Origin of the sequence: Thermohahella caldifontis (assembly GCF_041153465.1) — a bacterium.
GTDB classification, from domain to species: domain Bacteria; phylum Pseudomonadota; class Gammaproteobacteria; order Pseudomonadales; family Oleiphilaceae; genus Thermohahella; species Thermohahella caldifontis.
In genome coordinates this window covers 205,052-229,180 of sequence record NZ_CP154858.1, presented here as the reverse complement: position 1 = coordinate 229,180, position 24,129 = coordinate 205,052, and the positions used below count along the sequence as shown (strand labels likewise).

Annotated in this window: 28 protein-coding genes and 2 tRNA genes; 15 read left to right on the top strand and 15 right to left on the bottom strand. The window is 59.7% G+C overall.

The window, feature by feature from the left end; translation table 11 throughout:
• Positions 1–129 precede the first annotated feature (129 nt).
• From AAIA72_RS01105 to AAIA72_RS01065, 9 genes are all read right to left on the bottom strand, one after another.
• A complete protein-coding gene (locus AAIA72_RS01105; protein ID WP_369601615.1) occupies positions 130–294 on the bottom strand; it encodes a TIGR02808 family protein in 165 nt (54 codons plus the stop codon).
• 9 nt (positions 295–303) lie between these two features.
• Positions 304–897, bottom strand: a complete 594-nt coding sequence (locus AAIA72_RS01100) for a cytochrome c3 family protein (protein WP_369601614.1) — start codon at positions 895–897, stop codon at positions 304–306.
• Between the two features lie 10 nt (positions 898–907).
• Positions 908–1,360 carry a nitrate reductase cytochrome c-type subunit gene (locus tag AAIA72_RS01095; protein ID WP_369601613.1) on the bottom strand — a complete coding sequence of 151 codons (453 nt, stop codon included), beginning with the start codon at positions 1,358–1,360 and terminating at the stop codon, positions 908–910.
• Complete coding sequence (gene napH / locus AAIA72_RS01090) at positions 1,357–2,226, bottom strand: quinol dehydrogenase ferredoxin subunit NapH (RefSeq protein WP_369601612.1); 870 nt, start codon at positions 2,224–2,226, stop codon at positions 1,357–1,359. Before napH ends, AAIA72_RS01095 begins: the two co-directional genes overlap by 4 nt.
• Positions 2,223–2,936, bottom strand: a complete 714-nt coding sequence (napG, locus tag AAIA72_RS01085) for a ferredoxin-type protein NapG (protein WP_369601611.1) — start codon at positions 2,934–2,936, stop codon at positions 2,223–2,225. The genes napH and napG overlap by 4 nt, the downstream gene beginning before the upstream one ends.
• Positions 2,937–2,956: 20 nt before the next feature.
• Positions 2,957–5,449, bottom strand: coding sequence for a nitrate reductase catalytic subunit NapA (gene napA / locus AAIA72_RS01080; RefSeq protein ID WP_369601610.1), 2,493 nt, complete (start codon positions 5,447–5,449; stop codon positions 2,957–2,959).
• Positions 5,450–5,475: 26 nt separating this feature from the next.
• Complete coding sequence (locus AAIA72_RS01075) at positions 5,476–5,754, bottom strand: chaperone NapD (RefSeq protein ID WP_369601609.1); 279 nt, start codon at positions 5,752–5,754, stop codon at positions 5,476–5,478.
• The gene (gene napF / locus AAIA72_RS01070) at positions 5,744–6,244 is read right to left on the bottom strand and encodes a ferredoxin-type protein NapF (RefSeq protein WP_369601608.1); all 501 of its coding nucleotides are present in this window, start codon (positions 6,242–6,244) and stop codon (positions 5,744–5,746) included. The genes AAIA72_RS01075 and napF overlap by 11 nt, the downstream gene beginning before the upstream one ends.
• 140 nt (positions 6,245–6,384) lie before the next feature.
• Positions 6,385–7,611, bottom strand: a complete 1,227-nt coding sequence (locus AAIA72_RS01065; RefSeq protein WP_369601607.1) for a DUF5610 domain-containing protein — start codon at positions 7,609–7,611, stop codon at positions 6,385–6,387.
• A 129-nt stretch (positions 7,612–7,740) separates the two neighbouring features.
• On the opposite strand from AAIA72_RS01065, the gene AAIA72_RS01060 reads away from it, so the two are divergent.
• The 8 genes from AAIA72_RS01060 (at position 7,741) to AAIA72_RS01025 (ending at position 13,565) form a co-directional block, all read left to right on the top strand.
• Positions 7,741–8,604, top strand: coding sequence for a prenyltransferase (locus AAIA72_RS01060; protein WP_369601606.1), 864 nt, complete (start codon positions 7,741–7,743; stop codon positions 8,602–8,604).
• Between the two features lie 13 nt (positions 8,605–8,617).
• Complete coding sequence (locus AAIA72_RS01055; protein WP_369601605.1) at positions 8,618–9,130, top strand: RDD family protein; 513 nt, start codon at positions 8,618–8,620, stop codon at positions 9,128–9,130.
• Positions 9,131–9,198: 68 nt separating this feature from the next.
• A complete protein-coding gene (locus tag AAIA72_RS01050; RefSeq protein ID WP_369601604.1) occupies positions 9,199–9,381 on the top strand; it encodes a hypothetical protein in 183 nt (60 codons plus the stop codon).
• Positions 9,382–9,488: 107 nt separating this feature from the next.
• Positions 9,489–10,256, top strand: a complete 768-nt coding sequence (locus AAIA72_RS01045; protein WP_369601603.1) for an ABC transporter ATP-binding protein — start codon at positions 9,489–9,491, stop codon at positions 10,254–10,256.
• A 31-nt stretch (positions 10,257–10,287) separates the two neighbouring features.
• Positions 10,288–11,043, top strand: coding sequence for a transporter substrate-binding domain-containing protein (locus AAIA72_RS01040; protein ID WP_369601602.1), 756 nt, complete (start codon positions 10,288–10,290; stop codon positions 11,041–11,043).
• Between the two features lie 60 nt (positions 11,044–11,103).
• Complete coding sequence (locus tag AAIA72_RS01035; RefSeq protein ID WP_369601601.1) at positions 11,104–11,862, top strand: ABC transporter permease; 759 nt, start codon at positions 11,104–11,106, stop codon at positions 11,860–11,862.
• 3 nt (positions 11,863–11,865) lie between these two features.
• Positions 11,866–12,582, top strand: coding sequence for an ABC transporter permease (locus tag AAIA72_RS01030; RefSeq protein ID WP_369601600.1), 717 nt, complete (start codon positions 11,866–11,868; stop codon positions 12,580–12,582).
• Positions 12,582–13,565, top strand: a complete 984-nt coding sequence (locus AAIA72_RS01025; RefSeq protein WP_369601599.1) for a succinylglutamate desuccinylase — start codon at positions 12,582–12,584, stop codon at positions 13,563–13,565. Before AAIA72_RS01030 ends, AAIA72_RS01025 begins: the two co-directional genes overlap by 1 nt.
• Here AAIA72_RS01025 and AAIA72_RS01020 read toward each other — a convergent pair.
• The 3 genes from AAIA72_RS01020 to AAIA72_RS01010 form a co-directional block, all read right to left on the bottom strand.
• On the bottom strand, positions 13,553–15,133 hold the full coding sequence (locus tag AAIA72_RS01020) for a response regulator (protein WP_369601598.1): 1,581 nt from the start codon (positions 15,131–15,133) through the stop codon (positions 13,553–13,555). The genes AAIA72_RS01025 and AAIA72_RS01020 overlap by 13 nt on opposite strands.
• A gap of 69 nt (positions 15,134–15,202) precedes the next feature.
• Positions 15,203–15,838 (bottom strand): response regulator FixJ, encoded by a 636-nt coding sequence (gene fixJ / locus AAIA72_RS01015; protein ID WP_369601597.1) that lies wholly within the window; start codon positions 15,836–15,838, stop codon positions 15,203–15,205.
• 33 nt (positions 15,839–15,871) lie between these two features.
• Positions 15,872–16,762, bottom strand: a complete 891-nt coding sequence (locus tag AAIA72_RS01010; protein WP_369601596.1) for a M23 family metallopeptidase — start codon at positions 16,760–16,762, stop codon at positions 15,872–15,874.
• On the opposite strand from AAIA72_RS01010, the gene amrS reads away from it, so the two are divergent.
• From amrS to nadA, 5 genes are all read left to right on the top strand, one after another.
• A complete protein-coding gene (gene amrS / locus AAIA72_RS01005; RefSeq protein WP_369601595.1) occupies positions 16,761–17,828 on the top strand; it encodes an AmmeMemoRadiSam system radical SAM enzyme in 1,068 nt (355 codons plus the stop codon). The two genes, AAIA72_RS01010 and amrS, sit on opposite strands and share 2 nt — an antisense overlap.
• On the top strand, positions 17,825–18,424 hold the full coding sequence (locus tag AAIA72_RS01000; protein WP_369601594.1) for an alpha-ketoglutarate-dependent dioxygenase AlkB: 600 nt from the start codon (positions 17,825–17,827) through the stop codon (positions 18,422–18,424). The genes amrS and AAIA72_RS01000 overlap by 4 nt, the downstream gene beginning before the upstream one ends.
• A 123-nt stretch (positions 18,425–18,547) precedes the next feature.
• A tRNA-Lys gene (locus AAIA72_RS00995) sits at positions 18,548–18,623 on the top strand.
• Positions 18,624–18,664: 41 nt separating this feature from the next.
• Positions 18,665–18,740, top strand: a tRNA-Lys gene (locus AAIA72_RS00990).
• 135 nt (positions 18,741–18,875) lie between these two features.
• Complete coding sequence (gene nadA, locus AAIA72_RS00985; protein WP_369601593.1) at positions 18,876–19,913, top strand: quinolinate synthase NadA; 1,038 nt, start codon at positions 18,876–18,878, stop codon at positions 19,911–19,913.
• 24 nt (positions 19,914–19,937) lie between these two features.
• Here nadA and AAIA72_RS00980 read toward each other — a convergent pair whose 3' ends face one another.
• A complete protein-coding gene (locus AAIA72_RS00980; protein ID WP_369601592.1) occupies positions 19,938–21,389 on the bottom strand; it encodes a M48 family metalloprotease in 1,452 nt (483 codons plus the stop codon).
• 108 nt (positions 21,390–21,497) lie between these two features.
• Here AAIA72_RS00980 and AAIA72_RS00975 point away from each other — a divergent pair, with 108 nt between their 5' ends.
• Both AAIA72_RS00975 and AAIA72_RS00970 read left to right on the top strand, forming a co-directional pair.
• Positions 21,498–21,749 carry a sulfurtransferase TusA family protein gene (locus tag AAIA72_RS00975; RefSeq protein WP_369601591.1) on the top strand — a complete coding sequence of 84 codons (252 nt, stop codon included), beginning with the start codon at positions 21,498–21,500 and terminating at the stop codon, positions 21,747–21,749.
• Entirely contained in the window at positions 21,743–22,825 is a 1,083-nt protein-coding gene (locus AAIA72_RS00970) for an AI-2E family transporter (RefSeq protein ID WP_369601590.1), read from the top strand. Before AAIA72_RS00975 ends, AAIA72_RS00970 begins: the two co-directional genes overlap by 7 nt.
• A 40-nt stretch (positions 22,826–22,865) precedes the next feature.
• Here the strand turns inward: AAIA72_RS00970 and AAIA72_RS00965 are convergent, their stop codons facing one another.
• Together AAIA72_RS00965 and AAIA72_RS00960 are read right to left on the bottom strand one after the other, a co-directional pair.
• Complete coding sequence (locus AAIA72_RS00965) at positions 22,866–23,486, bottom strand: chalcone isomerase family protein (RefSeq protein WP_369601589.1); 621 nt, start codon at positions 23,484–23,486, stop codon at positions 22,866–22,868.
• A gap of 161 nt (positions 23,487–23,647) precedes the next feature.
• Positions 23,648–24,121: a peroxiredoxin gene (locus tag AAIA72_RS00960; protein ID WP_369601588.1), complete on the bottom strand. Its 474-nt coding sequence runs from the start codon at positions 24,119–24,121 to the stop codon at positions 23,648–23,650.
• Between the last annotated feature and the right edge of the window lie 8 nt (positions 24,122–24,129).

The window sequence follows — 24,129 nt, the reverse complement described above, 5'->3', positions numbered from 1 at the left end:
ACCAAACTACTGTGAACCCCGTCTGCTGTTGCCTGTGGTGGCCTGAATCTCCGACGTCCGGCGTCTGATGCAACGCAAAAACCCGGCCGTGGCCGGGTCAGAAGGTCGTGATCAGGACAACGCCTTGTGCTATCGGTTCTGCGGCCTGGTCTTGCGCCGCTCCTCCGGGGTGTACCCCATCAGATCAAGCAGGATGCAGGCCACGACTGCCGTGGCGATAAAGCCGAACAGAAATATAGCCGGCATCGCTGCGTAGCCCAGTATGGTCCAGATCAAAGATTCCAGTGCACTCATGCCAGCCTCCTATTCCCAGCCTTCCACGCCACTCATGTCAGGCAGCTTGTGCGCGATGCCCTTGTGGCAGTCAATACAGGTCTTGTCTCCCGAGGCCAGTGCGGTGCTGTGCTGCTTCACCGCGCGACGCCCCTGCTCACTGAAATCCATGTAATCAAAGTTATGGCAGTTCCGGCACTCACGGGAATCGCTTTCCTTCATGCGCTGCCACTCCCGCATGGCCATTTCCTTGCGATGCGCCAGAAACTTCTCCCGGGTATCAATGAAACCGGTAATCTTGCCCCAGACCTCCTTGCTGGCCTGGATCTTGCGCACGATCTTGTGCGTCCAGTCCTTGGGCACATGGCAGTCAGGACAGGTTGCCCGGACGCCGGACCGGTTGGCGTAGTGGATGGTTTCCCTGTACTCCTGATACACGTTGTCTTCCATTTCATGGCAACTGATGCAGAACTTTTCCGTATTGGTGGCTTCCAGGGCGGTGTTGAAGCCACCCCAGAAGATCACCCCGCCGAAAAAGCCGATGACCAGAATCAGCGCCAGTGCTGCCCCGGAAGGGGATTTCAGCATGGTCCAGTAGCGCCTGAATACGGATTGATCGGACATGATGGCCCCCTTACTCCGGCTTGAAGGTGTCTACAGGCTTGAACTCGTTCTCCACCAGCGGCTGTGCGTCAGCCTGCGGCACATGGCACTGCGTGCAGAAATACCGCCTTGGCGATACATCCGACAGGGTCTGGCCATCCCGCGTTTCAAAGTGCGTCAGGCTGATCTTGGTGGCCCCGTAACGCTTGTAGTTCTTCCAGCTATGGCATGACAGACACTTGTTGGCATTGAGGCTGATTTCATAACCTCTGATGCTATGCGGAATCAGCGGCGGCTGGTGCAGATAGTCCCGCTTCAGCGGCGCCCTGTCCTTCGGAAACTTTTTCATCTCGTCTGCCGGGCGTGGCGCATCCAGCGGATCAATACCCCTCAGGGACGCAACCCCTCCGGATTCACCCAGTGCCGGACCGTTCCAAAGGCTGGTCATGGCAGTCAGCAAGACAACAGGCAGCATTTTTTTCATGGCTTGATCTCCACAGTTTGAAGCTGATCGGAGGCTTTTCGGCTTCCAAATTGAAATACGTTTTCCGGACAGACATCCACGCAGCGACCACACAGTGTGCAGGCCGGATCGCGGATGACCGGTTCGGCATCCAGTTGTTTGAGCGGTATCTTGATCACCTGAGGTTCGGGACAGGCCTTGAAGCAGGCCATGCAGTCGTCACACTTGTCACGCGCCGGCAGCCGGATCTTCAGCCAGCCGAAACGGTTGACCAGCGCATAGAAGCTGCCAACGGGACACAGGGTGCCGCACCAGCCGTTCCGGCGGATGAACAGGTCGTAAAGGAAAATGCCCGCCAGTACCCAGAGGCCACCGACCGCACCCAGCGTGATGACACGGATGGCCAGGGTAATGGGGTTGATCCACTCCCAGACCAGGGTACCGGTCACGGCCGCACCCACCAGCACCCCGCCCAGAATGGCATAACGCCCTTTGGGGTTGCCGGGCCGGGTCGGCAGGTTGAACCGGTGGCGCGTCCACTCGGCCGCATCCGTGACCAGATTGACGGGGCATACCCAACCGCAGAACAGGCGCCCGCCCAGCAGCAGGTATACACCCAGCACGATTGCACCACCCACCAGGGCCATGGTGGCCGGCACATGACCGGCCAGCATGGACTGAATGAGTGTGAGCGGATCACTGAGCGGCACGGTATTCAGCAACAGGCTGGTGCTCAGGTTCCCCTTGAGGATCCAGATGCCCAGCCAGGGGCCTGACGCAAACCCGGCCAGCACACTCAACTGCATGATACGGCGCATGAGCAGCCAGCGCTGAGCACGCCACCAGCCTTTCTGAACAACCGCTTCGTGACTGACACCCGGGTTCATGGCTTCACCCCTTCACTTTCCCGCTTCCAGCTCACCCGGTAATGCCTGCCCAGCTCACCCATGGCCTCATCCCGGGGCAACACGCGGATCGCAGCCGTTTCCAGTACGCAGGCATGCTCACACTTGCCGCAGCCGGTACACACGTCAGCATGTACGGTGGGCTCGAAGATGGCATGCTTGCCTGTGCGGACATTTCGCACCAGCTTGAGCGTGATGGCCTCGTCAATCAGAGGGCAAACGCGATAACACACGTCACACCTCAGACCGAGCATGTTCAGACCATTCTCCCGGTCCGTCAGCACCGCCACCCCCATTCGGGCATCGTTGATATCCGTCAGGGACGGATCCAGCGCGCCCGTCGGGCAGGCCTTGACGCAGGGAATGTCCTCACACATCTCACAGGGCACCTTTCGGGCCTTGAAAACCGGCGTGCCGGTGGCCAGAGGTGACAGGACATCTGCAAGCCCCAGCGTGTCCCAGGGGCAATCCTCGACACAGCGCCCGCAACGAACGCACGCAGCGAGGAACTCATCTTCCGGCAAGGCGCCGGGCGGCCGCAGCCACACGCCGCCCTGCGCAGCACCCTTCTGGCTGGTCAGCCCCATGAACAGGGCAGTCAGCCCCGCCGCGCAGCCATACTGCAGCCCTTGAGCAATGGCCTTGCGACGTGCCGGATTGGCCGGTGCCGAAGATGTCTGGTTGCGCCCCATGGTTCACACTCCGTCCCGTATCAGGCCTTGACCACCTTGACCGCGCACTTCTTGTAATCCGTTTCCTTGGACAGCGGATCGGTCGCATCCAGCGTCAGCTTGTTGACGAGCTGACGCGCATCAAAGAACGGAATGAAGACCAGTCCCTGTGGCGGCCGGTTACGACCACGTGTTTCCACGCGGCTGCGGATTTCGCCCCGGCGGGAGATCACCCGTACCTCGTCACCCCGGCGCAGGCCGCGCTTGCGGGCATCGTCCGGGTGCATGAATACCACCGCATCCGGGAAAGCACGGTACAGTTCCGGCACACGGCGGGTCATGGAGCCGGAATGCCAGTGTTCCAGCACCCGGCCGGTGCTGAGCCACAGATCATATTCTTCATCCGGGGATTCCGCCGGCGGCTCATAAGGCAGCGCGAAGATCCAGGCCTTGCCGTCAGGCTTGCCGTAGAAGCGGATGCCCTCGCCCTTGAGTACATAGGGGTCGTACCCTTCCCGGAAACGCCATTGGGTTTCCTTGCCGTCCACCACGGGCCAGCGCAAACCACGGGCCTTGTGATACATTTCAAACGGCGCAAGGTCATGCCCCTTGCCACGTCCGAAGCTGGCATATTCTTCAAACAGGCCTTTCTGAACATAGAAGCCGAAGTGGCGTGCTTCATCATTCAGGCGATCTTCGGGAATTTCATCCAGACCGAACTGATCCACCTGACCGTTGCGGTAGAGGATGTCGTACAACGTCTTGCCGCGGTATTCCGGCTTCTTCGCCAGCAACTCTTCCGGCCACACTTCCTCGACCTTGAAGCGCTTGGCAAATTCCATCAGTTGCCAGAGGTCGGACCTGGCCTCGCCCGGAGCCTTGACCTGCTGATACCAGAACTGGGTCCGGCGCTCGGCGTTTCCATAGGCGCCTTCCTTTTCCACCCACATGGCGGTGGGCAGAATGAGGTCTGCCGCCTGTGCCGTGACGGTGGGGTACGGATCCGAGACCACAATGAAGTTCTCCGGATTGCGGTATCCCGGATAGGTTTCATTATTCATGTTGGCCGCGGTCTGCATGTTGTTGTTGCACATGACCCAGTAGGCATTGAGCTTGCCGTCCTTGAGCATGCGGTTCTGCAACACGGCGTGATAACCGGGCTTGGGCGGGATGGTGCCCTCGGGCAGTTTCCAGATTTTTTCTGCCAGTGCCCGGTGTTTCGGGTTCTTCACCACCATATCGGCCGGCAGACGGTGCGCGAAAGTGCCCACTTCACGAGCGGTACCACAGGCGGACGGCTGTCCGGTGAGCGAGAACGGGCCGTTACCCGGCTCTGAGATCTTGCCGGTCAGCAGGTGGATGTTGTACACGAGGTTGTTGGCCCAGACACCACGGGTGTGCTGATTGAAGCCCATGGTCCAGTAGGAAACCACCTTGGTCCTGGGATCGGCGTAGACCTTGGCCAGCTCGATAAGCTGTTCTTCAGGCACGCCGGACAGCTTGGAAACGCTCTTGACGTCATACTGCTTCACAAACGCAGCATACTCTTCAAAAGTAATTTCCCTGGACCCGCCCTTGCCCGGGTTCTTCGCTTTTTTCTCCAGCGGATGATCCGGACGCAGACCGTAGCCGATATCCGTTACGCCCATGCGGAAATGGGTGTGCTTGTTGACGAACTCCTTGTTCACCGCACCATTTTCAATGATGTAATTGGCGATGAAGTTCAGGATGGCCAGGTCAGTCTGCGGCGTAAACACAATGCCGTTGTCCGCCAGATCAAAACAGCGGTTCCGGAACGTGGACAGGACATGCACGCGGACGTGATCCGCACTCAGACGACGATCCGTCAGACGGGACCACAGAATCGGGTGCATCTCCGCCATGTTGGAGCCCCAGAGGACAAAGGCGTCGGCATGCTCCAGGTCATCGTAGCAGCCCATGGGCTCGTCGATACCGAAGGTGCGCATGAAGCCCCCCACGGCAGAGGCCATGCAGTGACGAGCGTTCGGGTCAATATTGTTGGAACGGAAGCCGGCTTTCATGAGCTTGGCGGCTGCATACCCTTCCCAGACCGTCCACTGTCCTGAACCGAACATGCCCACCGCGGTCGGCCCCTTCTCCTTCAGCACTTTCTTGAACTGCTCGGCCATGACATCAAACGCTTCGTCCCAGGAAACGGGCTCGAATTCGCCGTTCTTGTCATACTTACCGTTGCGCTTGCGCAGCAGCGGCTGGGTCAGGCGATCCTCACCGTACATGATCTTGGAGAGGAAATACCCCTTGATGCAGCTCAGCCCCTTGTTGACAGGCGCTTCCGGGTCGCCCTGGTTGGCCACCATGCGACCGTTCTGTGTCCCCACCAGAATGGAGCACCCGGTGCCGCAGAACCGGCAGGGCGCCTTGTCCCACTTGATGGCACCGCCCTTGCCTGCAGTCGTCAGGTTGGTGGCAGCGGCTGGCAGGCTGACGCCGGCAGCAGCGGCTGCAGCCGTGGCGGCCTGGGCCTTGATGAAGTCTCGTCTGTTCAGTTTCATGGCATGTCTCCTGATAAACCGGGTGGTCAGGCATCACAAAAGTGGTACACCAGGGAGGTGGACAGCACCCCCTCGATGCGTTCAATCAGATCTATGGCTTTCAGTGGCGGCGCATCGGCAGTCTGCTCGGCGGTCACCACCAGCTTGCCGACGTCATCGCGGGCATGGATTTCCACACCGGGCAGCGCTTCCAGTTCGGCAACGACCTGGTCCAGCCGGCGCGGGTTGCAGCGCACCACCAGCCCACAGATGTTCAGCGGTTCGCTTTCTGTTTCGACAGGAATCTCCTGTGCACTAGCGGGCATGTGTCATCTCCTCGGACTGTCTCACAAACGAAATGGCCTGTACCGGACAGGGGCGCACGCAGGCACCGCAACCGTTACAGACCTCAGCATTCAGTTCAGGAACAAAGATGCCACCCGGCCTCGGGCGGATCCGGATGGCTGCCGGTTCGCACTGCTCGGCGCAGATCCGGCACTCAACCCCCTTCATCGCCACGCAGTTGTCACTCAGTCGGGCGATCCAGGGCATGACGGGGCTGACAGACAGAGACAGGGCGCCGGTTTTGCAGGCGTCAACGCAGGCCTCGCAGAATGTGCACTCCCCCCGGGCAGGCGAGAACTCGGGAAAGCCCCCGTCGCCGCGCATCAGTACTGCGGGCTCACAGACCTCAATACAGTCATTGCAGCGGGTACAGGCGGTCACGAAGGCACTTTCGTCCACCGCCCAGGGCGGACGCACCACGGCTTCCCTGCGGCGCGTGAAAAGCTGCCTGCGTGATACGGAGTGGGCCAAGTGAACCTCCTGTCATGAATATTTTTTCATGGTTCAGGAGGTATCGTAGGTCTCTCCCGGCGGAGCAACCCTGATTCAGATCAATTCAGCAGTCTAACTATCCCATTGATAGACCGCAAAATACCTCTTATGAGGTATCTTTATGCAAGCTGTTCCATGACCTGCTGAACATAACCCGCAAACAGAACCGGTCGCTTGCTGGTGTCCGGCGATGCCTCGGGCGCCAGCTCCGGCAAAAGCGACCGGATCAGTGAAGAGGCCGCTCTGATCGGCTCGTCAAATATCCCGGCCTTGTCAAGCAGGCCGGCTGCCCGGTCGGGGACTTCCGCAAGCCGCTGAATACCCTCTCTGGGGTGGTAGTGCTCGGCTGCACGGAAGCGGGTGCTCTGTTTCAGCTCGATGCTGTAGCTCGCCAGTTGGGTCATGTCACCGGTCAGGGAGAGCGCCTGATCGAACGCCTCACCCAGATCCCCGTTGAAAAACGTGTCGGCAAGATCGGCGACCTGAGCCAGCAGATCCGTGATGGCCTGCATCTCCGCATCGTTGAGATCACCCTTGACCACCAGTGAGGACGCCTCGCGATAGTCCAGACCCAGAGCCTGCATGCTCCCACCCTGACCGCCGGACGATACCGAACGACCCATCAGCTTCACGGCTGCGGCCAGATCCAGTTTCACCGTATCCCCTTCACGGGTCTTGAGCGTAATGGAAGCGGTGTTTTTCTGCCCGAACCGGAACCGGGAGTCTGTCACGCCCACGTCCCCCGTCTCATCGTCCGATGCGGGAGGCGTCACCGGCGACCGGTTATCCGTTGTGCTGGCTGGCTGAGGAGGCGCGCTGTCCGGTGCCGGCACGGCGGGGGTCGCTTCCGGCCGCATGGCAGCGATCCCTTCCTGAATGCCCGTTTCGGTCTGATTCACCTGTTCCGCAAGCGAGTCATTGAGTGCACCGACGGCCTGCAAGACTTCCCGTGCCTCTTCAAATCCCTTGGTGACACCCTCGGCGGCAGCGTCCAGCAACGCATTGACCTTCTCGTCCGTCGCTCCCGCCTCACGCTCGTCGGCAATCCGGTTGGCTACGAAGCCCAGCACTTTGCTTTGAATGGCTTGCCCGTCAAAGGTGCTCTCACCCGTACTTTCGGGCAATCTTCTCTCCAGCCTTGAGCTCAGATGTGCACTCACGCGCTCCGAGACCACACGCATGCCGTCACCCTCTGAAGCCAAGCGTGTGAGACTGTAACGGACACTGGCCCGTTCACGCAGATCCACGACCTGTCCCGATTCCTGCTCCTGAGCGCCACGCCCCTGCACGGAGGCCCTGAAATCATAGCGAAGTGAAACTGCAAAACCGGTGGACTGAATTTCCATGACAATTCTCCCGCGGTGCATCCGGTTAAATGTTGAACAGTTTAGCGACCGGATTTCACAAACCTTTAAGTCCGTTTTGCACTCACCCGCAGAACCTTTAGAATGGCCGCAACTTTCAGGAACCGTTTGATGACCGATACGACCCGAACCAAGTCTTACAGCATTCTCGGCGCCGCCCGCCTGTTTTCGCTGCCCGTTGGCCTGTTCGCCGGCACCATCGCACTACTGAGCGTACTGGATCATCCGCAGTTCCATCCGGCCGCCGGGCTGGCCGCCGCACTGGGCAGCCTGCTGGTTCAGGCCGCCGCCAACTTTCTCAATGACTTCAGCGACCTGCAGAATCCCGCGCTGGCTGAACGCCTGAGTCCGGAGCAGATCCGCATCATCCGGATCAACAACCGTCTGGGGCTGCTCTGCCTCGTGGCAGCCGCTGTACTGGGTCTCTACATTGCCAGTCTGCGCGGGTTGATGGTGGTTCCGGTGGCACTGGGCGGATTGATCATGGCACTGGCCTATAACATGGAGCCGGTTGCCCTCAAACGCCGGGGACTGGGTGCTCTGCTGGTTTTCATGATGATGGGGCCCTACATGATGCCGGCCATCGCCTGGGCGGCCACCGGCACGCTGCCCGATACGTCCACCTGGCTGCACAGCCTGCTCTTTGGACTGCCCATTGCCCTGCTCCTGATCAGCAACGAGTACCGGGACATCCGCTATGATACGGCCAATGGCGACCGGACGCTGGCAGTTCGTCTGGGGCCGGAACGCACACGCAGGCTCTACCGGGGACTGCTCATTCTCACCCTGGCCGCCTATGCCGCGCTCGCGCTGCTCAGACCCTGGTGGAAACCCGCCTGGCTGCTCTGTGCACTGCTGGCGTCAGGTCTGTGGCGTCTGAGCGAGCAACCCGGTCCGGCCCTGCCGCCGGCAACGGGCAAGCGTGTACTCGCGCTCGGGCTGGCTCACAGCCTCTGGTTTGTCTTTCCCGCCTGATACAGGAGTCGTCATGGGACGTCGCAAGCATCGCAAAAAATCCGGACAGCAAGCCATACCTGCAGCGGAGACGCTCAGACCGGCTCCTCTGTGGAAGCGCTTTGCCGCCATGTTCTACGATTTCCTTCTGGTCGTCGCCCTGAGCATGATCACCACATTCATCTATCTGGGCGCCATGGCCGCCCGGGTCGGCGGCTTCGACCGCCTTCAGCCGCTGATGGAATCCGGTGCCACACTGGGCGATCCGACGCTCAAGACCGCCCTGTTTCTCGTCATCTTCTTTTTCTTTGCCTACTTCTGGAAGCGTCTGGGCCAGACCCTGGGCATGCAGGTCTGGCGCATCAAGGTAGTCAGTCAGGATGGCCGGCCACTCACCTGGACACAGTGCCTGCTGCGTTTTTTTGCCGCACTGTTTTCCCTCCTCTGCTTTGGGATGGGCTTTTTCTGGAGCCTGTGGGACCGTGACGGTCTGACCTGGCATGACCGCTACGCCGGCACACGTGTCATTGAGGTCAAAAAAACCTGATCATGTACGTGAATCCCCGTATGCTGCTCGCTTGACTTGATGCGGCCCTTTGGGTGGAATAGTGAGCCATGACACACAATAATAAGTACACGATGCTTTCGGTCAGACTGTATTCCGGGACAGCCAACTTGCACGACGAGAGCGGGCCGGGTTTCCCGCTGTGCGGACGCCCGTCCTTTGCCAAAGCGCTCGCTTATCTGGATGACCAGCTCAACACCCGCCTGTCCCTCAGTGAAGTGCTGGACGAATAGCCAGCCCGTTCCTACTCCACGTTCCTTCCGCATTCAGGTTGCAGAGGGTAGTCTTGCAGTAGTCGGCCGTACCGTGCCACACAGACATCAGCAACAGGAGTTTCACCATGGGCGATGCAGCTCCCCTGGTTGTCAAAGACATACACAAGCGCTTCAATGATCTTGAAGTGCTCAAGGGCATTTCCCTTGAAACACAAAAAGGCGACGTTGTCTCCATCATCGGTTCCTCGGGCTCGGGAAAGAGTACCTTCCTGCGCTGCATCAACCTACTGGAAATCCCGACCTCCGGCGACATCTTTGTTCACGGCGAACAGATCCGTTTTACGGAAAAGCGGGGGGAGCGCGTACCGGCCGACCCGCGTCAGGTGGAGCGTATCCGCGCCAGCCTGTCCATGGTATTTCAGAGCTTCAACCTCTGGTCACACATGACGGTGCTCGAAAACATCATCGAAGCCCCGGTTCATGTGCTGGGCGTCCCCAAAAAGGAGGCCATCGAAAAGGCGGAGGCCTTGCTGCACAAGGTGGGCATCTGGGAACGGCGCAACTACTACCCCCTGCAGATGTCCGGCGGCCAGCAGCAGCGCGCCGCGATTGCGCGGGCGCTGGCCATGGAGCCCGAAGTCATTCTGTTTGACGAACCCACCTCGGCGCTCGACCCTGAACTGGTGGGTGAAGTACTCAAGGTCATGCGCGCCCTGGCAGAAGAAGGCCGGACCATGGTTGTGGTCACACACGAAATGGCCTTTGCCCGCGATGTGTCCACCAAGGTCATCTTTCTCCATCAGGGCAAAATTGAAGAAGAAGGCCCGCCTGCGAAAGTTTTTGACAACCCGGACTCGGAGCGCATGAAACAGTTTCTTGCGCCCAAGTATTAAAACCACAACAGAAGAAGACGGAGAAATCCCTATGAAAAAACTGATCATTGCTCTGGGCTGTGTCGCCGCCATCGGTGTCAATACTGCCATGGCCAAAGAGTGGAAAGAAATCCGCCTGGCGGTGGACGTGCCCTACGAACCCTTCGAATACAAGGCACCTGACGGTTCCCTGACCGGGTTTGAAATTGATCTCGGCAACGAAGTGTGCAAGGAAATCAAGGCCAAGTGCGAATGGGTCGTCCAGGCATGGGACGGCATCATCCCGGGCCTGCTGGCACGCAAGTACGACGTGATTTTCTCATCCATGTCCATTACTGAAGACCGCGCCAAGAAGGTTCTGTTCTCCGAGCCGTACTACAACACGCCTTCTGCCTGGTTTGCCAAGAAGGGCCTGAACATTGACGTGAACGACAAGGCCCAGCTCAAGGGCAAGATTGTCGGTGTTCAGCGCGGCACGCTGCAGGACAACTATGTGACCGAAAACCTGGAAGACGTAGTGGAAATCAAGCGCTATACCACTGCTGATGACCTGGTACTGGATCTTCAGGGCGGCCGCCTTGACCTGGTCTTCCTGGATTACCCGGTGGGCGAGCAGACCATTCTGAACAACGCCGATTTCGAGACCAAGGGCGAGCCCGTCAAGCTTGGTAACGGCGTTGGCGCAGCCTTCCGCAAGCGCGACAAGGACCTGGCTGCCAAGTTCAATGCTGCCCTGCGCAAGATCAAGGCGGATGGCCGCTACGACGCCATCATGAAGAAGTACTTCAAGTACGACGTCAAGATGTAATGTCGATCACGGGGCAGCCTCGCTGCCCCGTTCTCTTTGCCAATCCCGGAGCATACTCCAATGTTTGACCTGCTCGCCCGATACATGCCTTCAATCATGAGTGGCGCCTGGCTGACGATCGAAGTCGCTTTTCTGTCACTGGCCCTCGCGTTTCTATTGGGTCTGGTGGGCGCCTGGGCAAAGCTCAGCAAGAACATTCTGGCCCGTACGCTGGGTACGGCTTATACAACGATCATTCGTGGTGTGCCGGATCTGGTTCTGATGATGCTGATTTTCTTTGGCGGCCAGTTTGCCATGAATGCCATCACGGACTGGCTATACACCGCTACCGAGAAAGGATACCTCTTCGAAGTCTTCGGCATGCGCATTCTGGAGACACCCGAGCCGATAGACATGTTCATCAACGTGGACCCGTTCATGGCCGGCGTTTTCAGCATCGGGTTCATTTACGGTGCCTACATGGCCGAAACCTTCCGCGGCGCCTTCATGTCCGTGGAGCGCGGTCAGATCGAGGCCGGCAAGGCTTACGGCATGCGTCCGTTTCAGATTTTCTCCCGCATCATGTTCCCTCAGATGATGCGTCATGCCCTGCCCGGACTGGGCAACAACTGGATGGTCATTCTCAAGACTACCGCGCTGGTGTCCATCATCGGGCTTTCCGATATGGTGCTGATTGCCAGCCAGGCCGCCAAGGCCGAGCATGCACCCTTCATCTTTTTCATTCCGGTTGCAGGCATTTTCCTGGCCCTGACCGCCGGCTCCGAATGGCTGATCAACCGCCTTCAGAACCGATACAACACTGGATTTTCAAGGGGCTGACTCATGCAGTGGCTGATTGATCTGCTCAACCAGAACGAGATCTTCACCCCCAGGACGCTTGGCATGTACTGGGATGGTACAGTGACCACCATCCAACTGGTGTTCCTCTCCCTGCTGCTGGGACTGATGATTGCCCTGCCTCTGGGCATACTGCGCACCTCGCGGAACCCCTGGATCAACAAGCCCATCTGGGCCTACGTCTACTTCTTCCGTGGCACCCCGCTGCTGATTCAGCTCTACATGATCTATTACGGCGTCACGCTGATTGACGGCATTCAGGAATCCATCTTCTGGCCCCTGGTGAAGAATCCGTTCTTCCCCTGCCTGCTGGCCTTTACCCTGAATACTGCCGCGTACACAACGGAAATCATCCGGGGTGCGGTGGAACAAACGCCCAAGGGGGAGATCGAAGCTGCCAAGGCTTATGGCATGTCCTACTGGCAGACTCTGAGACGGATCATACTGCCCAGCGCCCTGCGGCGTGCCCTGCCCGCCTACAGCAACGAAGTCATTTTCATGCTGCATGGCAGCGCCATCGCCAGCGTGGTCACCATCGTGGACATTACCGGTGCCGCGCGGGATGTCTATTCCCAGTTCTACGCGCCGTTTGAGGCGTTCCTGTTTGCCGCGGCGATTTACCTGTGCCTGACCTTCTCCATTCTCTGGATCTTCCGCAAGGTGGAACACCGGATCATGGCACACCTGAGGGCACCGGCCTGATGCCAGCACCCTTTGCGTCCTTCCTGCAAGCCACGCTTGACGGCACATTTACGGTACCGGAAACATTTCCGGTGCCCGGCGGCCAGGCCACCTGGCGGGGAGAAGGCATCCTGTCACTGGCGCCCCGACAGTGGGATGCCCGGTCGCCGGCGCTGGTGCTCTCGGCCGGCATCCACGGCAATGAAACCGCACCGATTGAACTGCTGGATGCCCTGATTTCCGACATCCTGGGCGGACGCCAGAACTGGAATGTGCCCCTGCTGGCCATTTTCGGCAATCCACCGGCGATGAGACAACAAGCCCGGTTTATCGACTTCAACCTCAACCGTTTGTTCATGGATGGCTGGCAAACCCGCCCTGAGAGCGAGTACGAAACGGGGCGCGCAGCGGAGCTGGCCCAGCATCTGGATGCCTTTTTGCACAACACCAGGCCTGCGGTGCACTATGATCTGCATACCGCCATCCGTCCTTCGGCTATCGAAAAGTTCGCCCTCTGGCCCTGGCACAAGGGTGAACCCTGCCCCGATCAGGAAATGCTGTGGCTGGGTGCCGCAGGCATTGAGGCACTGCTCAGTCAGCACGCGCCTGCACGGACGTTCAGCGCCCACAGCCGCCGCCGGTGGGGAATACCCGCTTTCACCCTGGAACTGGGCAAGGTGCGGCCATTCGGTGAAAATGATCTGTCACGCCTGAACGCCCTGGATCGGGTGCTGCGCGACCACCTGTCGGGGCAGGTCTCTCCGCCGGCTGACAGCGCGCTGCCCGCCCGCTTCAGGGTGGTGGAGGAAGTACTCAATACCGGAGAAGGTTTTCGGCTCTGCGTCACGCCGGAGACCCCCAACTTCACCCGCTACGCCGAAGGCGAACTGGTCTGGGAGGATCACCGCACCCGGTGGCACGCCCCCTCCCCCGTGCACATCGTGTTTCCCAATCCCGATGTGCCGCCGGGACAGCGGGCCGCCCTGCTTGTTCAGCCGGAATAGACCGGCAGGGAGAAATGGAAGATGGCGCCCCCTTCAGGATTGGGGCGGTAGCCGATCTTGCCACCATGGGAATGAATGATGCTCTGACACAGCGTCAGCCCGATACCCATCCCCTGAGCCTTGGTGGTAAAGAAAGGCGTGAAGAGTTTCGCGGCCTGGGCTTCCGTCAGCCCCGGCCCCCGGTCACAGACTTCAAAGTGCACCTGGTCATCCCGGTGGAAAACATGCAGCGTCACCCCAGCATGAACACCGGCCTCGACAGAAGCCTCCACGGCGTTGCGGATCAGGTTGAGAATCACCTGCTGAATCTGGATCACGTCTCCGCGAATGCGGGGTAATCCGGCTTCCACCTTGATTTCCAGCGTCATGCTATGGTGCCGGACGTCTATTTCCGCCAGTGCGCGCAGCTCTTCCACCAGATCTGCCGGTGCCACGACCGAATACTCGTTCAGTGGCCGCTTGACGAAGTGCCGGATGTGCTGGATCACCTCGCTGGCCCGCAGACACTGCTGTTCGATCTTTTCCAAGGCCTCCCGGAGCTTCCCGGGCTTCGGAGGCTCGCTGTCCAGCAAACGCCGGGCAACACGCACGTAATTGGAAACCGCCGTCAGGGGCTGGTTGACTTCATGAGCAATGCCTGCAGCCATCTCCCCCATCGTGCTGAGCCGGGAAATGGTGGCCAGTTGCTCACGCTGTGACTCCAGGCTCTCACGCGCCTCCCGCAGCTCCTCTCGACGGGCCAGCTCGTCCGAGATGTCGTGAAACACCACCACGGCCCAGGTTTCACTGGCGTCACTGTCCACCGGCGCCACACTGAAGGACACCGGAAACACCGACCCCTCCGGTCGCACGAAAATGGCTTCGGAAACCTTGAACGGCTCCTTGTGCGCGAGCGCGCGCGTCAGTCTCTCCGTGATCCGGTCCAGATCATAGTTGTTTCCGCCAGCCGGAATATCGGCCTGCTGAAAGTGCAGCGAAATGAAGTGCTGCCCCAGCAGCCGGCCTTCCTCGCAACGGTTCATGCGACAGGCTGCCGTGTTGGCAAACAGAATCTCGCCGCGTGAGTTCAGCCCGTAGATGCCCTCGTTCATCGATGCCAGAATCCGGCTCTTGTCGATGGTGAGCTGACGGTTCTGCGCTTCAAGCTGGCGCTCGAGGCGATGAATCTTGAGATGCGTCTCCACCCGCGAGAGCACCTCACGGATCTGGAACGGCTTGGCAATATAGTCCACACCACCCAGATCAAAGCCCTTGACCTTGGAATCCGTATCATCCAGTGCGGACAGGAAGATGACTGACGCCTGCCGGGTCTCCGGGTCAGCCTTGAGGCGGCGACAGACTTCAAAGCCATCCATGCCCGGCATCATGATGTCGAGCAGAATCAGGTCGGGCCTTTCCTTCGCAGCAATACGCAGTGCCTGATCCCCGTTGTCTGCCACCAGCAGGCGATAACCGCGCCCGTCCAGGGTTTCGTAGAGGATCTTGAGGTTTGCGGGATTGTCATCCACCAGCAAAATCGCTTCCTGCGAAGGCGATGAACTGGCTTTTTTTCCTGAAGTGCGTGACATGGACGTTCCGGGCAGAATCCTTGCCCGACTATAGACAGCCCCCCGAGACGATATAATACGTGATACTACTTAATCGCCGGACGCAGCCTTTCTGGCGCCGCCCACGGCCAGCACCATACGCACCAGCTGCGCGAGAGAATGGGTCCCCATCTTCTGCATGACCCGGGAGCGGTGGATCTCAACGGTGCGCTGCGAGATATCCAGCTCGATGGCAATCACCTTGTTGGCATTGCCCTCCACCATCATCTCCATGATTTCGCGCTCACGCGGCGTCAGGGTCTCCAGGCGCTTGAGTATTTCCTTCTTTTCCTGGAGCAGGTCGCGCTGCTCCGCATCCTGGGCCATGGCCGTGCGGATCTTGTCCAGGAGCTGCTTTTCCTGATAGGGCTTCTGGACAAAATCGACAGCGCCCTGCTTCATGGCCTCAACAGCCAGGGGAACATCACCATGACCAGTCACGAAGATCACAGGCAACGGACACTGCATGTCGATCAGCTTGCGATGCAGTTCCATGCCGGTCATGCCCGGCATGCGGATATCCAGCAGAATGCAGCCGGCCATGTTTTCATCATAGCGATCCAGAAACTGCTGCGCGTCGGCAAAGGCTTCCACATCATAGCCTTCTGCCTCCAACAACATGGACAGTGAATCGCGGACCGCCTCATCATCCTCGACGATATAGACAACCTGTTCTGCTGAAACCACCTGTTCTCTCCGATTCCGACCCAAAACTGAAGTCTACTGTTCCGCCACCTGAACCACAAGGGCAGGATCCAGTCGCTCCTGAAACCAGTTCAGACGCCAATCCAGATGAGGGCCTGTCACGCGCCCGGTCTTGCCGACCCGGCCAATCAGGTCACCCTGCCGGACCCGCTGCCCCACCTGAACCAGCACCTTGCTCATATGAAGATAGCTCGTATTCACGCCATATCCATGATCAATGATGACCGTGCCGCCGGAAAAGTACATGTCCGGCTCGGCCAGGGTGACGATCCCGCTGGCAACAGCCACGACAGGGGCCCCCTCCGGCGCGGCCACATCCAGCCCGTAATGCGGTCGCCGCGGTTCACCGTTGAAATAGCGCTGACTGCCGTAAACGCCGCTGATCGGTCCCTTCGCCGGGGACATGAACGTTTCGAGGTAGCCATCCAGCGCATGGAACTGGTTGCGCGCTTCACGCACCTTGCGGTTGTCCTCGCGGATACGAGCCAGCGTTTCCGGTGGCGGGGAGACGTATTTCTTTTCCACGCCATTGACATACTGGATGTCGTATTGCCTCTTTTTCAGGCGCAGTGGCCGGACCACCGCATCCCCCTCCGTGCCGACCACGCGCACCACATGCTCCGGCTCGGCATCACGCCCGAAGCCCAGCACAAAGTGCCCTTCGGGAGACACCCGGACAGGCTTGTCATCCAGCCAGACCCCTGCCCCCGGATCGGTCTTGCCGCGAATCAGCGCCCCCTGCGTCAGCGGCCCGTCCAGTTCCAGCGTGACCGCGCCGGCCTTGAATGCCAGCAACAGCAACCCCATGATAAGAAAACGATACACCAGCTTGATGACCCCGTGTCCAGACAGCTCATATCTATGGTAGCTGCCTGTGCCGCGAGCGTCCACGGGAGAACACGCCATGACCACCGTCCCGACCCGATACTGGCATCCGCTTGAAGACGGCCGCATCCAGTGCGACCTCTGTCCGCGCGCCTGCAAGCTGCATGAAGGACAGCGCGGGCTGTGTTTCGTGCGCGCCTGTGAGAACCATGAAATTGTCCTGACCACTTGGGGACGTTCCTCCGGCTTCTGCATCGATCCCATCGAGAAAAAGCCGCTGAACCATTTTCTGCCCGGCACGCCGGTATTCTCCTTCGGGACCGCAGGTTGCAACCTGGCGTGCAAGTTCTGCCAGAACTGGGACATGAGCAAATCCCGTGAAATGGACCGGCTCATGGATCAGGCCAGCCCCGAACAGATTGCCGAGGCGGCGGCACAGACCGGCTGCAGGAGCGTGGCCTATACCTATAACGACCCGGTCATTTTCATGGAGTACGCGCTGGATACGGCCCGAGCCTGCAAAGCACGTGGTATCGCAAGTGTCGCCGTCACCGCGGGCTATATCTGCCCGGCGCCCAGAGAGGAGTTTTTTGCTCACATGGATGCCGCCAACATCGATCTCAAGGGCTTCAATGAAGACTTCTATTACCGGATTTGCGGCGCCCACCTGAAGGACGTGCTGGAAACACTGGTGTATGTCCGCCATGAAACCGATACCTGGCTGGAGCTGACTACTCTGCTGATTCCGGGACACAATGATTCGGATGCGGAAATCAAGGCCGAGTGCGAATGGATTCTGCGTGAACTGGGACCGGATGTCCCCCTGCACTTCACCGCGTTTCACCCGGACTGGAAGATGCAGGATGTTCCGCCCACCCCGCCGGCCACCCTGAGGCGCGCCCGGCAGATTGCCCTGGATACCGGACTGCACTACGTGTACACCGGCAATGTTCACGACCCGGAAGGTCAGACCACCTGGTGCTCCGGATGCGGCAAGCCGGTCATTGGCCGGGACGGTTATCTCATCACCGACTGGCACCTGACCGAAAACGGCCACTGCAGCCACTGTGGCACACCTGTTCCGGGCCGCTTTGAAGCCCGCCCCGGCACCTGGGGCCCCCGGCGAATGGGCGTGCGTCTGTCATGATGCAAAAAGAAGTGCTGCCGCTTGAAGACGGTGAGCTCTGGCTCGTGCAGGATGTGCTGGACGACCCGGACCGGATTTTCGACCAGCTTCTGGACGAACTGGCCTGGCAGGGCGGTACGGTAAGGTTTGGTGCCACGGAACGCCCCATACCCAGATTGCAGGCCTGGTATGGTGATGCGGAGGCACACTATGCCTATTCCGGCCTGCAACTGACACCCCTGCCCTGGACTGACAGCCTCAGCGCACTCCGCACCAGAGCGGAACAGCTCAGTGACGCACGTTTCAACTCCGTGCTGTGCAACCTCTACCGGGACGGGCAGGACAGCGTGTCCTGGCACGCGGACAATGAGACCTGCCTCGGGCGCAATCCGGTCATCGCCAGCCTGTCTCTGGGTGCCACCCGCACCTTTCATCTGCGGCACCGGCGCACCCGGCAACGCCTCAAACTGCCGCTGAACCACAATACACTGCTGGTCATGCGTGGTTCGCTGCAACATCACTGGTATCATGCCGTGCTCAAGGAGCCCGGGGTATCGGCTGCCCGTATCAACCTGACATTCCGCCGCATCCTGCCGGCCCACACGGAGAGCCCGTGACTGACAGCCCGCATCGTCAGCACACCTGCCGTCCCGGGCTTTCTTCCACCCCGACAGGACAGATTTTTTGCCCCAAAGGGGTTGCCTTTTCAAAATTTTCCCCTATCATATGCGCCTCGTTACGGGTCGTTAGCTCAGTCGGTAGAGCAGTTGGCTTTTAACCAATTGGTCGTAGGTTCGAATCCTACACGACCCACCACCGAATTCCCGCATTCTGGCAACAGAATGCACCCTGTTTCAGGGTCGTTAGCTCAGTCGGTAGAGCAGTTGGCTTTTAACCAATTGGTCGTAGGTTCGAATCCTACACGACCCACCATCATGACAAGGGATCGCGCAAGCGGTCCCTTTTCTTTTTCCGCAGGCACCGGGGCCCGGAGCCCTGCCCAGCGCCCCGGCAGTCATGATATAATGAGCGGCTGAAAGCAGCCGATTCAATAAACGGGTAGCACAGATGACGGCATTTGAAGATCGCATTCTCGTCAAGGAACACCTGGCCCGGGAACATCAGGCCGAACACCCCGACCCGGCAAAGACCGAGGCACTGACTGCTGCCATCCGGGAGGAGCTGGCCCGGCAGAATGCCGTCATGGTCGCGCACTACTATACCCACCCGGAGCTTCAGGAGCTGGCAGAGGCAACCGGCGGTTTTGTGGGCGATTCGCTGGAAATGGCCCGTTTCGGCGCCAGCCATCCGGCGAACACGCTTGTGGTATGCGGTGTGCGCTTCATGGGCGAGACGGCCAAGATCCTGAGCCCGGAAAAAACCGTTCTGATGCCCACACTGGAAGCCACCTGCTCACTGGATATCGGCTGCCCGGCAGACGCGTTTGCCGAATTCTGCGATCAGCATCCGGACCGTACGGTCGTGGTCTATGCCAACACCTCCGCTGCAGTCAAGGCACGCGCCGACTGGGTGGTCACTTCGAGCATCGCACTGGATGTGGCGCGCCATCTGCACGCGCAGGGCGAAAAGCTGATCTGGGCGCCGGACAAGCATCTGGGCAGCTACATCCAGCGGGAAACCGGTGCCGACATGATCCTCTGGGATGGCAGCTGCATTGTGCATGAGGAATTCAAGGCTAAGGCGCTGGAGGATCTGAAGAAGGTCTATCCGGATGCCGCCGTACTGGTGCACCCCGAATCACCGGCGCCGGTTGTGGAACTGGCCGATGTCGTGGGCTCAACGTCGCAGCTGCTCAATGCAGTCAAGACCCTGCCCAATGACACCTTCATCGTCGCGACCGACGCAGGCATCTTCTACAAGATGCAGCAGGCCATGCCGGACAAGACGCTGATCAAGGCCCCCACGGCCGGAAACGGCGCAACCTGTCGCAGCTGCGCACATTGCCCCTGGATGGCGATGAATGGCCTGGAGAATGTGCTGGACGTTCTCAGAACGCACAGCCAGGAGGTTCAGGTGGATCCGGAGATTGCGAAAAAGGCGCTGATTCCGCTCAACCGCATGGTGAACTTCCAGAAATCCCGCTGATTGGACGGCTTGGTCAGCGCAGACTCAGAACACCGGGTTGCGCTGCCAGGCCTCGAAGGTTTTCAGCCGTTCGACGATGCGCGTTGCGGCGATGTAGTCACCTGCCGCCTTCTTGCGCGCCTCGCGCAATTCCCGGATCGCCCCCTGGACGTCCCCTTTCAGCTGAAGGGCTTCCGCGCGGGCCATGTGCACCTGCGCCAATGCCCCGCTCTTGCCATACAAGTCTGCCAGCTCCGACCAGATGGCCGGCTCATCCGGGTAATCCCGGGCAAGCTCCCGCAGCGTGGTAATGGCCGAAGACAGTTCACCGGCTTCCGCGGCGATACGCGCATAGATCCGTAACAGCGCATAGCGCCCGGGCCTCAGTTCCAGCGCCCGACGCAACAGATGCAGCGCCTGATCCGGCTGTCCGTTCCTGGCCAGCCAGCTGGCCTGCAGGGCCTGCACCATGGGCTCGGCCCCCAATTCGTCCGCCAGCATACGGATCCGTTCTCCCGCCTTTTCATCCTGGCCCGCTGTCATGGCCGCCAGCGCCGCCCCATAAAGAGCCGCCAGTCGCTGCATTCCGGCCTCTTTGCTTCCCAGCTCCGGTGCTTTCAGCTGTGCCTCGAAGCTGGCCAGTGCATCCTCCGGCCGCTTGGCATAACGGACCTTGAGCCGCGCCTGAACAAGATAAAACGCCATGCCCGAACTGCGCGCAAAACTGCCTGACACCTGACGGGCACGGGCCTGTGCCTGAGCCAGGCGACTTTCACTCAGCGGGTGCGTCATCAGATATTCCGGGGCCCGCCCCTGATAGCGACTGGCTTCGATCATGCGCTGAAACATGTCTGTCATGGCCAGCGGGCTGAAACCGGAACGGGCGAGGATGGACATGCCCACGTTGTCCGCCTCGGTTTCATTTTCACGGGAATAGGCCAGCTGGGATTGCAGCGTGTAGGCCTGGGTCGTAGCCATCGCGGCAAACCCGGCATCGCTGCCGGCTGCTGCGGCCACCACGACACTGGCGAGCAACCCGGCAAGACTGATGGCGGTCTGCTTGCCGGCCTCATCCTGCCGCCGGGCAAAGTGTCGCTGCGACAGGTGAGCCAGTTCATGCGCCAGTACGGCAGCCAGCTCATCTTCGCGCTGGGTATGGAGCAGCAGCCCGCCATTGACGCCCACCACCCCGCCGGGCACGGCAAAGGCATTGAGTTCCGGGCTGTCCACCACCACCAGACTGATCTCGCCGTCATCCATCCCGGTCTGGGGATAGAGGCGATAGATCAGATCCAGCAGATATTCCGTCAGCCAGGGATCGTCCACCGTGCTGACCTGCCCGCGCAGACGGCGTAGCCAGGCGGCACCCAGCGCTTTCTCTTCCGGCGTGACCCAGGTCCGGGATTGCGTGGCGCTCAGTTCCGGCAAGGTATCCGCACGCACCCCTCCCGCCAGCACGGCCAGTACCAGCGCGAGCCCGATCCAGATTCTTGCCATTCATCCCCTCCGCTACACGCGACGCATGACGCCCGGCATGCCGCCACCCCATGAACACCAGTCTAAACCATGATACACTTCTCCGGCCATTAAGAACGGGTAATAGAGATGGACATTGAGGCTCACCAACACCTTGATCTGAAAGGGCTGCAATGCCCCATGCCATTGCTGCGGACCAAGCAGGCCCTGAACCGGATGCAACCCGGTGAGCGACTCTGGGTGGAAACCACGGACCCCGGATCGCTGCGGGACTTTCCTGCATTTCTCAAACTCAGTGCTCACCTGCTCGAAAGACAGGAAACGGAAGGCGATACGCATCATTTCGTGATTCTTTGCGGGGGGCGTCAGCAATCATGCTGAACATTGTCAGATCCTGGATACACAAGTACTTCTCGGATGAAGAAGCCATCATCCTGTTTCTGCTTCTTGTTGCCGGTCTGGCCGGTGTACTGCTGCTCGGGCCTTACCTCAAGCCCGTCTTCGCTGCGGTGGTGATCGCCTATATCCTTCAGGGTCTGGTGGCCAAGCTGGAGCGGCTCCACGTGCCGCATCTCGTGAGCGTCACGCTGGTTTTCCTTGTGTTTGTCGGGCTGACGCTGACCTTTACCCTGGGATTGCTGCCGCTGGTTTCCAGACAGACCAGTGCTCTTGTCCAGGAGCTGCCGGCCATGCTGGCCAATCTGAAAACCTGGATCCGCGCCCTGCCCGAGGCGTACCCGCAGTTCGTCTCCGCCGAACTGGTTGATGCACTGATCCGGCAGATCACCACCGATCTGACCAGTACCACCCAGGAGTTGCTGTCCTTCTCTCTGGCCAAGATCATTTCCGGCATACCGGCCCTGATCAGTTTTCTCATCTATGCCATTCTGGTGCCCATTCTGGTCTTCTTCTTCCTGAAGGACCGGGAGGCCATCGTGCGCTCACTGTCTGCCCTGCTGCCCAAACAACGCACCCTGATGAAACAGGTCTGGGCCGATGCCAACCGGCAGTTCGCCAACTATATTCGCGGCAAGGTACTGGAGATCTTCATTGTGGGCGGAGCCACCTATATTGCCTTCGCCTTCCTGGGTCTCAATTATGCCGCCCTGTTGTCCATTCTCGTGGGGCTCTCAGTCGTCATCCCCTACATCGGCGCGGCCGTCGTCACCGTCCCCGTGGCATTGATCGGCGCGTTCCAGTTCGGCTGGACCCATGACTTCTTCTGGGTGATGGCACTGCACCTGCTGATTCAGGGACTGGATGGCAACGTGCTCGTTCCTCTGCTGTTTTCCGAGGTCGTGAACCTGCATCCGGTGGTGATCATCATTGCCGTTCTGCTGTTTGGCGGGCTCTGGGGACTATGGGGGGTTTTCTTTGCCATTCCGCTGGCAACGCTGATCAAGGCCATTATCAAGGCCTGGCCCGTCAAGGGAACTCCGCCCGAAGGGCAGCATTGAATCCGACTTCAGAGGGCCATCAGTGATGGCCCCCGAGGCATCAGTTATCACGCATGCGCCGGGAAGCTGAAGCGGTAACCGGCGTTTCACCCATGATTTCAGCCTTGAGCGTGCGGCTGATGGGTCTGTCGCCGATCCAGATGGACAGCATCGCACGATAGAACGCCTCACCCGGAATAATGCCCTTGTCCACCCCGGCAATGGTTACACGCGTGCCCACACCGGGCAGATAATCAATCCAGACCTCATCCCCTTCATGCAGGTTGCCATTGAACATGCTCAGGAACTGCTCAACACTGCCTTTGAGGGAGTGATAGGCCTCTTCCGTGACATTAAGCACCAGCGCATCCCGAAGTGCCCGCGCGACCTTGCGCGCACTGACCCGGTTGAGCAGCACGTGAAACAGCATCCGCTTGTGCTGCTGGCTGTCGAGCGCCTCCCGGGCATCCTGGGTCGGCTGTTCCAGGTACAGGGCACCGACATAGGTTTTGACAATCATGAAGGTCCGGCGCAAACCGGCTCCGTTCAGCACCAGCACAGGACCATTGTCAGCAATGCGGATCTGCTCCTTGAGCACCACATCGCTGACCTCCCGGGCACCGACATTGAATGCAAGCAGGCAGAAACCAAAGCACAGGAGTTGCAGGAGACGGGTCTTCATGGGGGGCTTCCTTTGACCAGTTAGGCCATTGTTATTATCCGTTAAGGTCTACTACGGATTGTAAACGAGGCCGGTCTGATCATGATGTGACCGCTATCACGAAGCCCCCGGCAGACTGCGGAGAATGTGATCAGTCGCAGGTTTCGGGCCGGACCCGGATCTCAGTCTTCGCCCCGGGCCAGCGCCCTTGCCGCCTCCAGCACCTCGGCCACATGCCCCTTGACCCGGACCTTGCGCCAGATGTGACGCACCACACCCTCCGCATCAACGATGAATGTGGATCGCTCAATCCCCATGTATTCGCGGCCATAGTTTTTCTTGAGACGGATCACGTCGAAGGCCCGGCAGATCACTTCTTCCGGATCGCTGATCAACTCGAACGGAAACTGATGTTTTGCCCTGAAGTTCTCGTGGGTTCTCAGGCTGTCCTTCGACACACCGAATATGTCATAGCCCAGCGACTGAAACTCGCCATAGTGGTCACGGAAGTCCTGGCCTTCCTGAGTGCACCCCGGCGTATTGTCCTTCGGATAGAAGTAAATGATCCACGGACGACCTTTCAGCGCGTCCGTGTCAAACGTCACGCCTGAAGTGGCCTGCGCGGTCAGATGAGGTACCTTGTCACCAACTTCCATTGATCCCT

Bases quoted from the DNA above. Each gene is read 5' to 3' on its own strand.
- AAIA72_RS01105 (WP_369601615.1), bottom strand. From the start codon at position 294: ATGAGTGCACTGGAATCTTTGATCTGGACCATACTGGGCTACGCAGCG.
- AAIA72_RS01100 (WP_369601614.1), bottom strand. From the start codon at position 897: ATGTCCGATCAATCCGTATTCAGGCGCTACTGGACCATGCTGAAATCC.
- AAIA72_RS01095 (WP_369601613.1), bottom strand. From the start codon at position 1,360: ATGAAAAAAATGCTGCCTGTTGTCTTGCTGACTGCCATGACCAGCCTT.
- napH (WP_369601612.1), bottom strand. From the start codon at position 2,226: ATGAACCCGGGTGTCAGTCACGAAGCGGTTGTTCAGAAAGGCTGGTGG.
- napG (WP_369601611.1), bottom strand. From the start codon at position 2,936: ATGGGGCGCAACCAGACATCTTCGGCACCGGCCAATCCGGCACGTCGC.
- napA (WP_369601610.1), bottom strand. From the start codon at position 5,449: ATGAAACTGAACAGACGAGACTTCATCAAGGCCCAGGCCGCCACGGCT.
- AAIA72_RS01075 (WP_369601609.1), bottom strand. From the start codon at position 5,754: ATGCCCGCTAGTGCACAGGAGATTCCTGTCGAAACAGAAAGCGAACCG.
- AAIA72_RS01065 (WP_369601607.1), bottom strand. From the start codon at position 7,611: ATGGAAATTCAGTCCACCGGTTTTGCAGTTTCACTTCGCTATGATTTC.
- AAIA72_RS01060 (WP_369601606.1), top strand. From the start codon at position 7,741: ATGACCGATACGACCCGAACCAAGTCTTACAGCATTCTCGGCGCCGCC.
- AAIA72_RS01055 (WP_369601605.1), top strand. From the start codon at position 8,618: ATGGGACGTCGCAAGCATCGCAAAAAATCCGGACAGCAAGCCATACCT.
- AAIA72_RS01050 (WP_369601604.1), top strand. From the start codon at position 9,199: ATGACACACAATAATAAGTACACGATGCTTTCGGTCAGACTGTATTCC.
- AAIA72_RS01045 (WP_369601603.1), top strand. From the start codon at position 9,489: ATGGGCGATGCAGCTCCCCTGGTTGTCAAAGACATACACAAGCGCTTC.
- AAIA72_RS01040 (WP_369601602.1), top strand. From the start codon at position 10,288: ATGAAAAAACTGATCATTGCTCTGGGCTGTGTCGCCGCCATCGGTGTC.
- AAIA72_RS01035 (WP_369601601.1), top strand. From the start codon at position 11,104: ATGTTTGACCTGCTCGCCCGATACATGCCTTCAATCATGAGTGGCGCC.
- AAIA72_RS01030 (WP_369601600.1), top strand. From the start codon at position 11,866: ATGCAGTGGCTGATTGATCTGCTCAACCAGAACGAGATCTTCACCCCC.
- AAIA72_RS01025 (WP_369601599.1), top strand. From the start codon at position 12,582: ATGCCAGCACCCTTTGCGTCCTTCCTGCAAGCCACGCTTGACGGCACA.
- AAIA72_RS01020 (WP_369601598.1), bottom strand. From the start codon at position 15,133: ATGTCACGCACTTCAGGAAAAAAAGCCAGTTCATCGCCTTCGCAGGAA.
- amrS (WP_369601595.1), top strand. From the start codon at position 16,761: ATGACCACCGTCCCGACCCGATACTGGCATCCGCTTGAAGACGGCCGC.
- AAIA72_RS01010 (WP_369601596.1), bottom strand. From the start codon at position 16,762: ATGGCGTGTTCTCCCGTGGACGCTCGCGGCACAGGCAGCTACCATAGA.
- AAIA72_RS01000 (WP_369601594.1), top strand. From the start codon at position 17,825: ATGATGCAAAAAGAAGTGCTGCCGCTTGAAGACGGTGAGCTCTGGCTC.
- nadA (WP_369601593.1), top strand. From the start codon at position 18,876: ATGACGGCATTTGAAGATCGCATTCTCGTCAAGGAACACCTGGCCCGG.
- AAIA72_RS00980 (WP_369601592.1), bottom strand. From the start codon at position 21,389: ATGGCAAGAATCTGGATCGGGCTCGCGCTGGTACTGGCCGTGCTGGCG.
- AAIA72_RS00975 (WP_369601591.1), top strand. From the start codon at position 21,498: ATGGACATTGAGGCTCACCAACACCTTGATCTGAAAGGGCTGCAATGC.
- AAIA72_RS00970 (WP_369601590.1), top strand. From the start codon at position 21,743: ATGCTGAACATTGTCAGATCCTGGATACACAAGTACTTCTCGGATGAA.
- AAIA72_RS00965 (WP_369601589.1), bottom strand. From the start codon at position 23,486: ATGAAGACCCGTCTCCTGCAACTCCTGTGCTTTGGTTTCTGCCTGCTT.
- AAIA72_RS00960 (WP_369601588.1), bottom strand. From the start codon at position 24,121: ATGGAAGTTGGTGACAAGGTACCTCATCTGACCGCGCAGGCCACTTCA.